The organism is Parabacteroides sp. 52 (assembly GCF_010500925.1).
In the GTDB taxonomy this organism is placed as follows: Bacteria; Bacteroidota; Bacteroidia; order Bacteroidales; family Tannerellaceae; genus QVMG01.
The window spans coordinates 35,050-50,102 of sequence record NZ_QVMG01000006.1; the positions used below are offsets into that span (position 1 = coordinate 35,050).

Annotated in this window: 13 protein-coding genes and 1 tRNA gene; 7 read left to right on the forward strand and 7 right to left on the reverse strand. The window is 44.6% G+C overall.

What is annotated here, in order from left to right; translation table 11 throughout:
• Positions 1 to 27: 27 nt before the first annotated feature.
• The 4 genes from D0T51_RS05300 (at position 28) to D0T51_RS05315 (ending at position 2,807) form a co-directional block, all read left to right on the forward strand.
• Positions 28 to 399 carry a four helix bundle protein gene (locus D0T51_RS05300; protein WP_163726210.1) on the forward strand — a complete coding sequence of 124 codons (372 nt, stop codon included), beginning with the start codon at positions 28 to 30 and terminating at the stop codon, positions 397 to 399.
• 30 nt (positions 400 to 429) lie between these two features.
• On the forward strand, positions 430 to 1,398 hold the full coding sequence (gene argC, locus D0T51_RS05305; protein ID WP_163726213.1) for an N-acetyl-gamma-glutamyl-phosphate reductase: 969 nt from the start codon (positions 430 to 432) through the stop codon (positions 1,396 to 1,398).
• Between the two features lie 115 nt (positions 1,399 to 1,513).
• Positions 1,514 to 2,641, forward strand: a complete 1,128-nt coding sequence (locus tag D0T51_RS05310) for an aspartate aminotransferase family protein (RefSeq protein WP_163726216.1) — start codon at positions 1,514 to 1,516, stop codon at positions 2,639 to 2,641.
• A 91-nt stretch (positions 2,642 to 2,732) separates the two neighbouring features.
• Positions 2,733 to 2,807 (forward strand) — tRNA-Val (locus D0T51_RS05315).
• Between the two features lie 7 nt (positions 2,808 to 2,814).
• Here D0T51_RS05315 and D0T51_RS05320 read toward each other — a convergent pair.
• Entirely contained in the window at positions 2,815 to 3,321 is a 507-nt protein-coding gene (locus D0T51_RS05320) for an FKBP-type peptidyl-prolyl cis-trans isomerase (protein WP_163726219.1), read from the reverse strand.
• A 107-nt stretch (positions 3,322 to 3,428) separates the two neighbouring features.
• Here D0T51_RS05320 and D0T51_RS05325 point away from each other — a divergent pair, with 107 nt between their 5' ends.
• Positions 3,429 to 3,809, forward strand: coding sequence for a diacylglycerol kinase family protein (locus D0T51_RS05325; protein ID WP_163726221.1), 381 nt, complete (start codon positions 3,429 to 3,431; stop codon positions 3,807 to 3,809).
• An 18-nt stretch (positions 3,810 to 3,827) separates the two neighbouring features.
• Here D0T51_RS05325 and rodA read toward each other — a convergent pair whose 3' ends face one another.
• The 6 genes from rodA to purH are packed head-to-tail and all read right to left on the reverse strand — an operon-like array spanning position 3,828 to position 11,073.
• The gene (gene rodA / locus D0T51_RS05330) at positions 3,828 to 5,273 is read right to left on the reverse strand and encodes a rod shape-determining protein RodA (RefSeq protein WP_163726223.1); all 1,446 of its coding nucleotides are present in this window, start codon (positions 5,271 to 5,273) and stop codon (positions 3,828 to 3,830) included.
• Positions 5,263 to 7,128 (reverse strand): penicillin-binding protein 2, encoded by a 1,866-nt coding sequence (mrdA, locus tag D0T51_RS05335; RefSeq protein ID WP_163726225.1) that lies wholly within the window; start codon positions 7,126 to 7,128, stop codon positions 5,263 to 5,265. Before mrdA ends, rodA begins: the two co-directional genes overlap by 11 nt.
• A complete protein-coding gene (gene mreD, locus D0T51_RS05340) occupies positions 7,112 to 7,636 on the reverse strand; it encodes a rod shape-determining protein MreD (RefSeq protein WP_163726227.1) in 525 nt (174 codons plus the stop codon). The genes mrdA and mreD overlap by 17 nt, the downstream gene beginning before the upstream one ends.
• A complete protein-coding gene (mreC, locus tag D0T51_RS05345) occupies positions 7,626 to 8,483 on the reverse strand; it encodes a rod shape-determining protein MreC (protein WP_163726229.1) in 858 nt (285 codons plus the stop codon). Before mreC ends, mreD begins: the two co-directional genes overlap by 11 nt.
• Positions 8,484 to 8,512: 29 nt before the next feature.
• Positions 8,513 to 9,532, reverse strand: coding sequence for a rod shape-determining protein (locus D0T51_RS05350; protein WP_163726231.1), 1,020 nt, complete (start codon positions 9,530 to 9,532; stop codon positions 8,513 to 8,515).
• Positions 9,533 to 9,549: 17 nt separating this feature from the next.
• Positions 9,550 to 11,073 (reverse strand): bifunctional phosphoribosylaminoimidazolecarboxamide formyltransferase/IMP cyclohydrolase, encoded by a 1,524-nt coding sequence (purH, locus tag D0T51_RS05355; RefSeq protein ID WP_163726234.1) that lies wholly within the window; start codon positions 11,071 to 11,073, stop codon positions 9,550 to 9,552.
• A gap of 439 nt (positions 11,074 to 11,512) precedes the next feature.
• Between purH and D0T51_RS05360 the strand changes: the two genes are divergently transcribed.
• Together D0T51_RS05360 and D0T51_RS05365 are read left to right on the forward strand one after the other, a co-directional pair.
• Complete coding sequence (locus tag D0T51_RS05360) at positions 11,513 to 13,129, forward strand: ABC-F family ATP-binding cassette domain-containing protein (protein ID WP_163726237.1); 1,617 nt, start codon at positions 11,513 to 11,515, stop codon at positions 13,127 to 13,129.
• 4 nt (positions 13,130 to 13,133) lie between these two features.
• Entirely contained in the window at positions 13,134 to 14,972 is a 1,839-nt protein-coding gene (locus tag D0T51_RS05365) for an LTA synthase family protein (RefSeq protein ID WP_163726239.1), read from the forward strand.
• The last annotated feature ends 81 nt before the right edge of the window (positions 14,973 to 15,053 follow it).

The following is a 15,053-nucleotide window of genomic DNA, read 5'->3' on the forward strand; positions in this document are numbered from 1 at the left end:
TGTAAATTGTAAATTATAACCTGCCTTATGAAAGATATACGTTTAAATCCTTTGAAGGATAAGAGTTTTTGCTTTGCTTTGAGGATCATTAAGCTTTACAAATATCTTTGTAAAGACAAAAAGGAGATGATACTCTCTAAGCAAATACTCCGATCCGGGACAGCAATAGGAGCTATGCAACGGGAAAGTGAACATGCGGAAAGTACATTGGACTTTATACATAAGCTTTCTATAGCACAAAAAGAGAGTAATGAGACTTTATACTGGTTAGAGTTGCTCCACAAAGCAGAGTATATTGATGAAGAGGCTTTTAACAGTATATATAAAGATGCACAGGAGCTTATCAGAATGATAACTTCCATCATTAAAAGCACAAAAGCCTCTATAGGCAAATTATAATTTATAATTAATAATTAACAATTAACAATTATGATAAAGGTTGGGATTATCGGAGGTGCAGGTTATACGGCGGGCGAACTGATTCGCTTGTTGGTCAATCACCCCGATGCGGAAATCGTATTTATTAATAGTAGCAGTAATGCCGGTAACCGGATTACCGATGTACATAGCGGTTTGTTTGGCGAAACCGATCTGGCTTTCACCAGCGAATTACCTTTCAATGAAGTCGATCTTCTTTTCCTTTGTTCGGCACATGGCGATTCCAAGAAGTTTATGGAAGCACATACTATCCCCGAGCATCTGAAAATTATCGACCTGAGCACCGACTACCGGATGAAGAGCGACGAACATGAGTTTGTCTATGGCCTTCCGGAACTCAACCGCCGGGCGATCTGTAGCGCTAAATACGTAGCCAATCCGGGATGTTTCGCTACCTGTATCCAGTTAGGGATACTGCCATTGGCTAAACATCTGATGCTGAATTCCGAATTGCATGTCAATGCCATCACCGGATCAACCGGAGCGGGAGTTAAACCTTCCTCTACGACTCATTTCAGTTGGCGAAACGATAATATCTCCATCTATAAACCTTTTACCCACCAGCATCTGGCGGAGATAGGTCAGAGTCTGCAACAACTGCAGACCAGCTTCAACAGCCGTATCAACTTTATTCCCGTTCGCGGTAATTTCTCCCGTGGTATCTTTGCCACGACCTATATCGACTGCAAGGTCGGTTTGGATGAAATCACCCGTATCTACGAAGAATACTACGACGATCACTCTTTCACCTTTATCATGGACAAGAATCCGGATATGAAACAAGTGGTCAACACCAATAAATGTCTGATCCACCTGGAGAAACATGATGATAAGCTCCTGATCATCTCCATGATCGACAACCTACTCAAAGGTGCCAGTGGACAAGCGGTACACAATATGAACCTGTTGTTCGGGTTGGAGGAGAAGGTAGGACTGCATCTAAAACCCAGTGGGTTTTAGATAATTGTTAATTATAAATTATTAATTGTAAGCTTAGGATAACACTTCGCAACAATTCACAATTTATAATTAACAGTCACCCTTTATAATTTATAATTAATAATTTACAATTACAATGAAATTGTTTGACGTCTATCCTCTATTCAATATAGAAATCACAAAAGGTCTCGGCTGTAAGGTCTGGGACAAGGAAGGAACCGAGTATCTGGACCTTTATGGCGGTCACGCGGTGATCTCCGTAGGACATAGCCATCCCGCCTATGTCAAAGCAATCACTGAGCAGGTGAATAAACTGGGATTCTATTCCAATTCGGTTATTAACAGCTTACAACAGAAGTTAGCCGATAAACTGGGAAAGGTATCGGGCTATGACGACTACTCGCTTTTCCTTATCAACTCCGGCGCTGAAGCCAATGAGAATGCATTGAAACTGGCATCATTCCACAACGGAAAGAAACGGGTATTGGCTTTCGAACATGCGTTCCATGGACGTACATCGGCTGCCGTGCGCGTGACCGACAATCCGAAAATCATCGCTCCGGTAAATGAAGATATGGCCGTGACCTATCTGCCCTTGAATAATGCAATGGCGGTAGAGGAAGAATTAAAAAAAGGAGATGTATCTTCTGTTATTATCGAAGGTATCTTAGGTGTGGGAGGAATCCAACTGCCCACAGATCAGTTTATGCAAGACCTGCGTGCCTTATGTACGAAATACGAAGCCTGCCTGATCCTGGATGAGATCCAATCGGGTTATGGCCGTAGCGGAAAGTTCTTTGCCCATCAATATGCTGGCATCAAACCGGATCTGATCACGGTTGCCAAAGGCATCGGGAATGGCTTTCCGGTCAGTGGACTACTGATCAGCCCCATGTTCAAGCCTGTGTATGGTATGCTGGGGACAACCTTTGGAGGGAATCATTTGGCCTGTGCGGCAGCAATAGCGGTACTGGATATCTTTGAAGAAGAGAAACTGATTGAGAATACGGCGAAGGTAGGCTCTTTCCTTATGGAAGAATTGAAAAAGCTTCCCGGCATAAAAGAAGTCCGCGGACGGGGTTTAATGATCGGTATCGAGTTCGAAGAGTCGATCAAAGAAGTACGCAACAAACTATTGTTCGAAGAAAAGGTTTTCACCGGAGTGGCCGGCACACATACGATCCGTTTGTTACCCCCTCTTTGTTTGACCCTGGAACAGGCAACAGAGTTCCTGAGCCGGTTCAAGAAAGTACTCCACGTTTAATTTGTTCTTTATATATAAGAAAGGTCGTCCGTAGGTTAATCCTCGACGACCTTTTCTTTTATAAAGTTTTTTGTTACATTTGCCCCTATAAGAACTGTTAGCTCAGTTGGTTCAGAGCACTGCCTTGACAGGGCAGGGGTCGCCGGTTCGAGTCCGGCACAGTTCACATCCTTTTATTGAATGCCATCTATCACATAGGTGAATACCAATGTCGAACCTCCGGGAATAGCATAATAGTCATAATATCCATAACCCAGAGAAGCCGGTATAATCGCTTCTATCTTCTCATCCACACAAGTTTCCATCATAACCAATGCAATACCGGGTATCAATTGTTGAGGTTGATAAGTCTCTTCGAATTCTTGTTGAAAAACGGTTCCATCAATAAGGAGCCCTTTCATTTTCATATGCGCATTTGAATCGAGGCGGATCGAGTCTCCTTCTCCTGTCTTTTCCAAAATGCGATATAAAACCGTATCCGTTCCATAGGTGATTTGTCTGTACAACAAGTTGCCATTTTCATCTTTAAGCAATTTTTTTTCCCGGATATAATCTATATTCTCCTGAAAATAATTCAACTGCTCGGCAGTAAAGCCTTTATCATCATCATCATTACAAGCAATGAAACTGATAGCCATAATGGCTAATAACGCATAAACGCATAGAGAAAGTTTTCTCATGATCTATTCAATTTTGTTTTTATATGTTACACATTAAGGATGCAAAGATACAAAAAGGGTATTCAGGGAAGAAATTAATTGTATATTTGTTTCAAAATCGGGAAAGAATGAAAAACAGTGGCTTTACATTTCGCAAGCGGTTATCCAGTTTCAAGTATGCTTTTCAAGGTTTGAAACGTTTATTTACGCATGAAGCCAATATTTGGATCCATACTTTAGCCGCTATATGTGTTGTTCTTGCCGGTTTTTACTTCTCTTTATCCCCGTCGGAATGGTTAATCGTAATCCTGGTTATAGGATTTGTTTTCAGTGCGGAAGCTTTCAACTCTGCGATCGAATCATTAAGCGATGTTGTTTCTCCGGAGTACAATGAATACATAAAACACACCAAGGACCTGGCAGCAGGTGCTGTTCTACTGGCGGCAATCACGGCAGCGATAATAGGCATTTTGATTTTCGCCCCGAAGATAATCATTTTCTTCGCCTGACGGCAAAGAACCGATCCTCTACCTCTCTTTCCGGGAAGCGTCCAGACGCAGGAAAATAAATAACAATATGGTGAAACCCCATAACGAAGATCCTCCATAGCTGAAAAAGGGTAAAGGAATACCTATGACCGGCGTTAGACCGATAACCATACCGATATTGATAACCATATGGAAAAAGAAGATAGAGGCAACGCTATATCCATAGACGCGTGAGAACGTATTGCCCTGTCGTTCGGCCAACATAATCAGCCGGATGATAAAAAGCCCAAACAATAAAAGAACGGCCGATGCCCCCAGGAAGCCCTGTTCTTCACCGACTGTACAAAAGATAAAGTCCGTATCTTGCTCGGGCACGTATTTCAATTTCGTTTGTGTTCCATTGAGAAACCCTTTGCCGGAGAATCCTCCGGAGCCAATCGCTATCTTGGATTGATTCACATTATACCCGGCTCCGCTCGGATCGTCTTCAAGTCCCAGGGCTACGCGTATACGTATTTGTTGATGCGGTTCCAATACATTGTCCATCACATAATCCACCGAAAAAAGAAACAAAAGAGAGGTGAGGGCAAAAACAGCAATCAAGGCATACGCCCCAACCCAGCGTTTGAATGACAAAAAGATCAGATAAAGCGACATCCCGCCAACCAAGCCCATAGCCACCAGGGCAAAGTTTACAGGCACAAAGAAAGAGACGAAATAGGCTCCTATAAAAACAGAAGCAATACCAATCGCCAAAGTCGATATCGCCTGCTTGTCTCTCCGGAGAATAGCTAACAACCCGACAGAGATAAGCAGTACCAGACAAGAGACGATGAGTTCACCCAGGGGCGTGATACCTGCCATTTCATCCGCATATTTGACTCCGGTCACAAAATAGAGAACGGCACATAGCCCCGCCAACAGGATGTATCCCGACATTCCTTCCCTGTACAAAACCAGGAAGAAGGCCAGATACACAAGAGCAGACCCCGTTTCTTTTTGCAATAAGATACAAATCATCGGCAGGACAATCAAAAGAAGAGCCAGGCAGAAATTTTTTATCGTATTGAGTTTGAAACCATACCCATTCATCAGTTTAGCCATCGCCAGTGCGGTTGCAAACTTTGCAAACTCAGCCGGTTGGATGCGTATGGGACCAAGCACCAACCACGAACGCGACCCTTTGATGTCCGGAGCCAGAAAGATGGTTGCAATAAGCAATATTATAATCGAGCCATAGATAAAATAAGCAAAGATATCATAAAAGCCACTCTCCAGCATCAGGATTACAAAGATCAGGATAAAAGCCGTACCCATCCAGATCAACTGAGAGCCAGGACGCCCAGAGGGGTCGAACAAGGCAGTATTGTCGAAGTCGTAACTCGCTCCGCATATGCTGAACCAACCGGCTACAATCATAATGACATAAAGCAAGATGGTAAACCAATCGACCGTTTTCCACAAATTTGTTTTTCTAGAATACATTTCTCAGTGTTGAAGAGTTAACCATTGTGTATTCAGTATATTTACTGTTTTCCGAAAGGGTACCGGTCAGGTACTTTTCCATCATCAGCTTGCCAATAGGCACTCCGTAATTTGCTCCCCATCCGCCGTTTTCCACATAAACGACAATAGCCACTTTCGGATTCTCATAAGGGGCAAACCCCATAAAGGCGGAGTGATCTTTCCCGTGCGGATTTTCCGCCGTACCGGTTTTCCCACACACCTGTATGCCCGGAATGGCTGCTGCCCAACAAGTACCATACTGAACAGCTGCCAACATCCCCTCGGCTACATCCTTATAATATTTCGGATCTATGGTAGGATATTTTTTGTTTGTATACAGAGTGTCTAAAGCCATATCCTCTATCTCTCTTACGACATGAGGCGTGATAAAGTAGCCCCGGTTGGCAATCGTAGCAGCCAGGTTGCACATCTGTACAGGGGTCGCCGTGATCTCTCCTTGTCCGATTGCCGTGGAGATAATGGTACTCGAATTCCATCTGCCTCTATTCCATTTGTCATAAAAGGCACTGTTGGGTATGAACCCCCGGTTCTCACCCGGCAAATCGACGCCTAACTTATACCCATATCCCATAGAGACGATATGATTCTTCCAAACCTCAAAGCCTTCCTGTATGGTCTGGTAGCGGTGTCGGTTGTCCAACATCTCATGCAATCCCCAGCAAAAGTACGAATTACAGGAGGTAGCAAGCGCAGGAATCAGTCCCAAAGGAGAGGCATGTCCGTGACAGGCCGGTTTGGGTTTGCCTCCCCGGCTATTATACGTATACCCATAAGAACAGGAATACAATGTCTGAGGGGTTATTACATTTTCCTGCAGGAAGATAAGTCCCTGCGCCGGTTTAAAGGTCGATCCTGGAGGATACCTACCCATAACGGACCTGTCCAACAGCGGGTTGTGCGGATCCTTTTCCAATTCAATATGATTGCTTCCACGCTGACGGCCGACCAATAGTCGGGGGTCATAGGAAGGAGCCGAGACCATACACAATATTTCCCCGGTTTGCGGCTCGATCATCACAATACTGCCTTTTTTATTTTGCATCAGATACTCCCCATAAGCCTGCAATTCGATATCGATAGAGAGGGATATGTTCTTTCCCGATTCGGGAGTTACGTCATACGCACCCTCATCATATCTCCCTTTGATACGGCCATGGGCATCCCGCAATAAGATTTCAGTACCTTTTTCTCCGCGTAATATTTTTTCATAAGAACGTTCTACACCGGAACGTCCCGTATAGTCTTCCTGGGAGTAGTAACTATCCTCCTCCATATCTTTTTTATTGACCTTACCGATATCTCCCAATACATGGGCGGCATACGGATACTCATATTCCCGGATGGTTCGGCTCTGTATATAAAAACCCGGAAACTTATACAGTTTCTCCTGCAAAATACCATATTCCTGAGCGGACAATTGATGCATAAAGAGCTGGGGGACATAGGATGAATAACCGGGATTTAAGCGGCGGTTTTTTATTTCTTCGATTCTTTTATCGAATAGTTCTTTATTTATTCCCAGGATATTACAGAAATCAAGTGTATCAAAAGGTTGCACCTCCCTCATTATCATCATCACATCGTAGGTCGGCTGGTTGTATACAAGTAGTTTGCCGTTACGGTCATAGATCATACCCCGGGAAGGATAAATCGTTTTCTTCAAAAACGCATTGCTATCAGCCCAGGCTTTGTAATCATTATCGACCACCTGTAGAAAAAAGAGACGAACTATAAAGACGAAGATCATTAGAATAACAGCTCCGCCGATTATAAACCTTCTGTTTTCAAGAGTGTATTTATTGTTTTTCTCCACTTTTCTGAGGGCTTATATTGAATGCTTCTACGATACAGATTAACAAGGTTGTCATACACAGACTACCCAGGATACGCAGGAGAAGGTAGAGGGGCTCATAAAGAGAAAAAGACTCTATCAGGAACAAAGCCATATGATGAATGACAACAAAAGACAGGGTATAACGTAAGAAACCTCCATATCCGAAAGTACGGAAAGAAGGATAGATGCCTTCGGGCAGGTCTTTGCCCATAAAAAAACGAATGAGGGGATCACGTAGGAAGCCGGCCAACGTACAAGCTGCCGTATGCATACCTGGAGTATTCGCGAATGAGTCGATCACCAGACCGGTCAAAAAAGAAAAAATCAAAACATACCCCCGCGACATACCCACAGGCAGTTTGAGCAGGAAATAGATATACAAAAACGGGGTAGCCATCCGCAAAAAGTAAATATGATTCAGGAACAACACCTGAATAAGAACAAACACAAAGAAATAGATCAGATTGCGTATTATATTATGTATCATTCCCCATGGCCTCCTCTTCCAATCTTAGCTGTTCGTCCTGTTTACTATTCATCAGAATACGCACATTTGTCAATGTATCAAAATGGGTTGCCAACGCCACATCGAGTGAATAGAAATTATCGTCATGCTGTTTCTTAAAGTCTGTAATAGTACCCACGATAATGCCCGGAGGGAAAATACTCGAATAGCCGCTGGTAACAATCGTATCTCCTTTCTGAAATTCCACATGCCGGGCCAACTCCTCCAATTGAGCGAAGCGCGCATCCCGTCCATTCCACCTCAACGAGCCGAAATAATTACTACCCAACACCTTGCAACTCAAACGGTATTTAGGATTCAACAAAGGAAGAATAACCGAAAAATTCCGGGAGACATGGGAGACGATGCCCACCACGCCCTGATCGGAAACCACGCCCATATCCGGTGTGATTCCGTCTTTTGTGCCTTTGTCTATGGTGATGTAGTTCGAGAGATGGGTCACACTGTTGTTGACCACCTTGGCCATCGTAAAACGGAAAGCGTGTTGTTCGGTCGAATCCGGTGCAAAACCGGCAAATGACAGGCTGTCTGCGTAAATCTTATCCATCTGGTTTTGCAGCGTCAGAAGTTGCATTTCCAATTCTCCATTACGCTCTGTCAATGTTTTGTTTATCTCCCGCAGGTTGAGATACGAGGTGATAGAAGCCGAAAGAGAAGCCACATGCCCTGTCACGACATTGGCCGAACTAATCCACACACTCCGCTGGTAGGCGGAGTTTTGATAGATCAGTACAAACGATATGATCTCTAACAGGATAAATAAGAACCAGTGTCTTTTCCGTACAAGAAAATCTAAAAGCTTACGCATGTTACTTATCTCCCCCTCTTGTCAATCGATTATCGTATCAGGAAGTTAAATTTATCTATATTTTTCAAAGCAATCCCTGTGCCTTTGGCTACCGCATGCAAGGGATCTTCTGCTACGTTGAATTTAATATTTATTTTATCCGTAAGCCTTTTGTCCAATCCACGCATCAAGGCACCGCCACCAGCCAGGTAAATACCGTTGCGTACAATGTCGGCATAGAGTTCCGGGGGGGTTTGTTCCAATGCGCTCAGGATGGCAGCTTCCATCTTTGAGATGGATTTCTCCATGCAATGGGCTACTTCCTGGTAAGAGACAGGCACCTCCATCGGTAACGCTGTCATCTGGTTAGGACCGTGCACGATGTAATCTTCCGGTGGATTTTCCAGAAATGTCAGGGCTGATCCAACGTTGATCTTTATCGCTTCTGCTGTTCGTTCCCCCACTTTCACATTGTGCTGGCGACGCATATACTCCATGATGTCGGCCGTCAGGTCATCCCCCGCTATACGAATGGATTTATTGGAAACAATACCTCCCAGCGAGATCACAGCAATTTCCGTTGTTCCCCCACCTATATCTACGATCATATTTCCTTCCGGAGCTTCCACGTCGATGCCAATACCTATGGCAGCCGCCATGGGTTCATAAATCATGTAGACGTCGCGTCCGCCGGCATGTTCGGCCGAGTCATGTACGGCACGTATCTCTACTTCCGTACTGCCGGAAGGAATACAGACAACGATGCGCAGGGAAGGAGAAAACCAACTGTTCTTCTTGTTGATCATCTTTATCATGCCGCGTATCATCTGCTCGGCAGCAAAGAAGTCGGCAATCACGCCATCCCGTAAAGGGCGGACTGTACGGATATTTTCATGTGTCTTGCCATGCATCTGGCGTGCCTTCTCACCGATTGCCAACACTTTGTCGGTACGACGATCCAGGGCGACAACAGAGGGTTGATCCACGACCACTTTCCCATTACTGATGATAATGGTATTGGCAGTACCAAGGTCCATTGCCAATTCCTGGGTAAAAGAGAATAAGCCCATATTTTGTTGTTTTATTTTTAATGTTTAAAATGACGAACGCCTGTCTTTACCATAGCAATACCGTTTGCATTGCAATAGTCAACAGATAAGTTATCGTTAACAGACCCCGCCGGCTGAATCACAGCTTTGATACCTTCTTGGGCTGCAATCTCTACACAATCGGGAAATGGGAAGAAGGCATCGGATGCCATCACGGCACCGTTCAGGTCGAAATCAAACGATTTGGCCTTCTCAATGGCTTGTCTGAGAGAGTCTACACGGGATGTTTGTCCAATGCCACTGGCACAAAGTTGTTTGTTCTTTGCCAATGTGATGGCGTTCGATTTGCTGTGTTTCACGATTTTATTGGCGAACAGCATATCTTCTATCTCCTGGGAGGTCGGTTGCTTTTCAGTCATCGGCTCCAGATCACCTGTTTGTTGGATACTTAAATCCTTATCTTGTACCAATACACCGTTCAACAAAGAACGGAATTGAACAGCCGGTGTCTTACTCTCTTTGCGTACCAGGATGATACGGTTTTTCTTTTGCATCAAGATAGCCAGCGCCTCTTCGTCGTAGCTCGGTGCAATAATGACTTCAAAGAATATCTTATGAATCTCTTCGGCCACCTCGGCTGTGATGCGGGTGTTCGTGATCAGGATGCCCCCGAAGGCAGAAACCGGATCACCGGCCAAAGCATCTTTCCAGGCTTCCAACACAGTCGGACGGGAAGCAATACCGCAGGCATTGTTGTGTTTCAGGATCGCGAAAGTGAGTTCTTCAAACTCATCCAATAAGCTAACGGCGGCATCTATATCCAAGAGATTGTTGTAGGATATTTCTTTGCCATGCAATTGATCAAAGAGATCTGCAAATTTGCCATAAAACTTAGCCGCCTGGTGAGGGTTCTCTCCATAACGCAAAGACATCGGATTGTCAACGGCTGCCCGGAAGTGAGAAGCTTCTTTTTGATCAAAATAAGAAAAGATAGCCGAGTCATAACCGGAAGAAACCGCAAAGGCTTCTTTGGCAAACCAGCGACGGTCTTCCCAATCCGAAACAGCTCCTTTTTCGTTCAGGAGATCCATCAACGGTTGGTATTGTGCTTTAGAGGCAACGATGATAACATCTTTGAAATTCTTTGCCGCAGCACGTATCAAAGAGATACCGCCTATATCAATTTTTTCAATGATTGCTTGTTCTTCCGCTCCGGAGGCTACCGTTTCCTCAAAAGGATAAAGATCGACAATGACCAGGTCAATCTCCGGAATACCATATTCTGCTATTTGCGAACGATCCAGTTCATTCTCCCGACGGGTCAGGATGCCTCCGAATATTTTCGGATGAAGTGTTTTGACACGCCCCCCCAAGATGGAAGGATAACCCGTTAAATCCTCCACGGCTTCACAAGGAATACCTAAAGATTCGATAAAAGATTGAGTCCCACCTGTGGACACAAAGCTAACACCTTCGTTATGAAGCTTTTTAATTATTTCATCCAACCCTTCCTTGTAATACACGGAAACCAATGCACGCTTTATCTGTTTCGTTGCAGTCATTCTTATTTAATATTTATTATTTTAATGTTATGGAGCACAAAAATAGGGATTTATTTCCAATATAGAAATGTACAGGGGAATAATATCACGTATTTTCTACTTGTTTTTTAATCTTTTAAATCCCGGTTACTGATTCATACGCATGTTTTTTCTTAAAAAGAAGACTTCCTTCCGACGCAGCCGGTAAACGCCCCAAGAGCAAGATATATAAAATTGCTGACAGTTGTCGGCAAAATTGCTGATAACTGTCGGCAATTGTGCTGATATATATCGGCAATTGTGCCGACAACTGTCAGCAATTTTATTTCCCCGCCTCTAACTCCTCTAACTCCTTTGACTCCTCTAACTCCTTTACCCCCTTTAACTCCAGCCCATACGAATTGTTTCAACTATTTTCCTTACCTTTGCCCCCTCAAAAGCAATTTAATAGGTATATAAAATGATAACAGTCAACAATCTGGATGTTCAGTTTGGCAAGCGTATCCTGTTTCAGGATGTCAATATGAAATTCACGCCGGGCAACTGCTACGGTATTATCGGAGCAAACGGAGCCGGTAAATCAACCTTCTTACGTGTAATCAGCAAACAGTTGGATCCGACCCGCGGAACGGTCTCTTTGGGTCCGGGCGAACGCCTTTCGGTATTGAGCCAGGATCACTTTGCCTTCGATGAATACACCGTGCTCGACACTGTATTGATGGGACATACGACCCTCTGGGAGGTTATGAGCGAGAAGAACGCTCTCTATGCCAAACCGGACTTCAGCGATGCCGATGGTATCCGGGTATCTGAGTTGGAAGATAAATTCGCAGAGATGGAAGGCTGGAACGCTGAAAGCGACGCCGCCAGTTTGTTGAGTGGCCTGGGCATCAGCGAAGACATTCATTATAACCTGATGAAGGACCTGAGCGGGAAACAGAAGGTGCGGGTTTTATTGGCCCGGGCACTTTTCGGCAAACCGGACAACCTCTTATTGGATGAGCCGACCAACGACCTGGACTTAGAGACAGTGATGTGGCTCGAAAACTATCTTTCCAACTTTGAGAATACGGTATTGGTGGTTAGCCACGACCGTCACTTCCTCGATTCGGTTTGTACCCATACGGTGGATATCGACTTCAGCAAGCTCCAGATGTTTGCCGGAAACTATAGTTTCTGGTACGAATCCAGCCAATTAGCTTTGCGTCAACAACAACAACAAAACAAGAAAGCCGAAGAGAAAAAGAAAGAGTTGGAAGAATTTATTCGTCGTTTCAGTGCCAATGTGGCCAAATCCAAACAAACGACCAGCCGGAAGAAAATGATCGAAAAGCTGAATATCGAAGAGATTCAACCTTCTTCCCGCCGTTATCCGGGTATTCTTTTCACCCCTAACCGCGAACCAGGTAATCAAATCCTGGAAGTAAAAGGGATGACGAAGACAATGGAAGGGCAGATCTTGTTTCAAGACTTAAACTTCAACGTGGAGAAAGACGATAAAATCGTATTCCTCAGCCGCGACCCCAGAGCGATGACCGCCTTCTTCCAGATCATTAACGGAATTGAAAAGCCGGATGCCGGGACGTTCCAATGGGGACAGACGATAACCACCTCTTATCTTCCGTTGGACAACTCCTCCTTCTTTCAATCGGATTACAACCTGATCGATTGGCTGACACAGTTCTCTCCCGACACAAATGAAGTATTCCTCAAAGGATTCCTGGGACGTATGCTTTTCTCCGGCGAAGAACTACTCAAAAAGGTGAGCGTTCTTTCAGGGGGTGAAAAACAACGTTGCATGATCTCCCGTATGATGTTAACCGATGCCAATGTCCTGATGTTGGATACCCCTACCAACCACCTGGACCTGGAATCGATTCAGGCATTCAACAATACCCTGCGTACATTCAAAGGCAATGTGCTCTTTGCCAGTCATGACCATGAGTTTATCCAGACGGTATCCAACCGGATAATTGAACTGACACCGAACGGCATTATCGACAAGATGATGGATTACGATGATTATATTACCGATCCGGGCGTGGCCGAACTGCGCGAAAAGCTCTATGCGAAATAAATAAATGAAAAAGAGGATTCTGTTTCTTTTGGCCCTGTTTGCAGCCTGGTTTGTCGTCTTTGCAATTCAAAAGCCGGCATTCATGTTGTACAATCATACCCTGGCTGCCGATGCCACCTTTAGCGAATGGATACAGGTGATTTTGCACGGCATGAAATTGGACGCAACAATGGCCGGATACCTGACAGTTCTTCCTCTTCTTTTCATCTTGGGATCCGTCTGGCTTCCGGGTATATGGCTGAAAAAGTGCCTGCGGGTATATTACCTGGTGATGGCTTTTCTGACAGCAGGCATCTTTGCCATAGACCTGGGGTTATATGGTTTCTGGGGATTCCGCCTCGACACAACGGTATTCTTCTACCTGCAATCGTCGGTGAAAGACTCCATGGCCAGTGTGCCCATGGGTCTCTTTTTCTTGCTCTCTCTCGTTTTTCTCATTTATACGTATGGCATCTATTGGTTTTTCAACCGGTGGATATTACCCCATACGCCCGAGTCAATGGTGCGTAGACGATTGTTGGGTAGCCTCACCTTGTTTTTGTTCGGTGGCTTGATGTTTATTCCGATTCGTGGAGGGGTGACTACTTCTACGGCCAATGTAGGCATGGTCTACTTCAGTCAGAAGCAGTTTCTTAACCACGCTGCCATCAATCCGGGATTCAGCTTATTGACATCCATCAGCAAACAACAGGATTTTGCCAGTCAGTTTGACTTTTTCCCCGAAGAAGAACGAAAAGCGATATACGAGACCGTAACTCCCGTACCCGCTCCTTTTGTGGCAAACACCGACACCTTGCTTCAGACAACACGTCCGAATATTTTATTGATCTTATTGGAGAGTTTTTCTGCCAATGCCATTGAAGTACTGGGAGGAGAAAAGGGAGTAACCCCAAACATCAACCGCTTGAGCGAAGAAGGGGTATTGTTTACCCGTATGTATGCAAATTCTTTCCGCACAGACAGAGGCATCGTCTCCGTATTGAATGCATATTTGGCACAGCCGACAACGTCGATCATGAAGTATCCGGCAAAGAGCCAGACCCTTCCTTCCCTGGCGAAAAGCCTGCAAAAAGAGGGGTATGTATCTGATATGCTTTACGGGGGAGATATCAACTTCACGAATATGCAAAGTTATTTCTTCAGCTCCGGTTACAATAAAATCACGGCAGACAGAGACTTCCCCTTGACCAGCCGCCTGAGCAAATGGGGAGCCAATGACGATGTTACCTTTACCTGGTTGTACAATTCCATCGAAAAGAGACAAAATGCTTCGCCCTGGCTATGTACTTACCTGACCCTTAGCAGCCACGAACCCTTTGAAGTACCCTATCAGCGATTGCAAGATCCTTATTTGAATTCCGTCGCTTTCACTGACAGTTGCCTGGGACTTTTTATTGATAAGATAAAGAAAACGCCTGTATGGGACAATCTGTTGGTTATATTGGTATCCGATCATGGGTTCCGCTATCCGGCCGATGTACAGGATTACGAACCACGCCGCTATCACATCCCTATGCTTTGGCTTGGCGGGGCCGTCAAAGAGCCTAAAAAGATAGACACGTATACCAATCAGACAGACTTGATAGCCACCTTATTGGGACAGATGAATCTGCCTTCGGACGAATTCATTTTCAGCAAGAATGTATTCTATCCGGCACATCCGCAATATGCCTTCTACACCTACAACAACGGCTTTGCCTTTATCGACTCAACCGGTATGTCGGTGTATAACAATGAAAACAATAAGTTATTACTGAATGAACCGGAGCAAGGAAGTGATATCCGGGTACAAAAAGGCAAGGCATTGCTGCAAACCTTGTACGACGACCTGGGAAACAGGTAAACAAGGCTGACCCAAGGCAGACTTGTTAATTGAAAATGGAAAATGGAGAATTGAAAATTAAATATGTAATAGAAAAAAAAG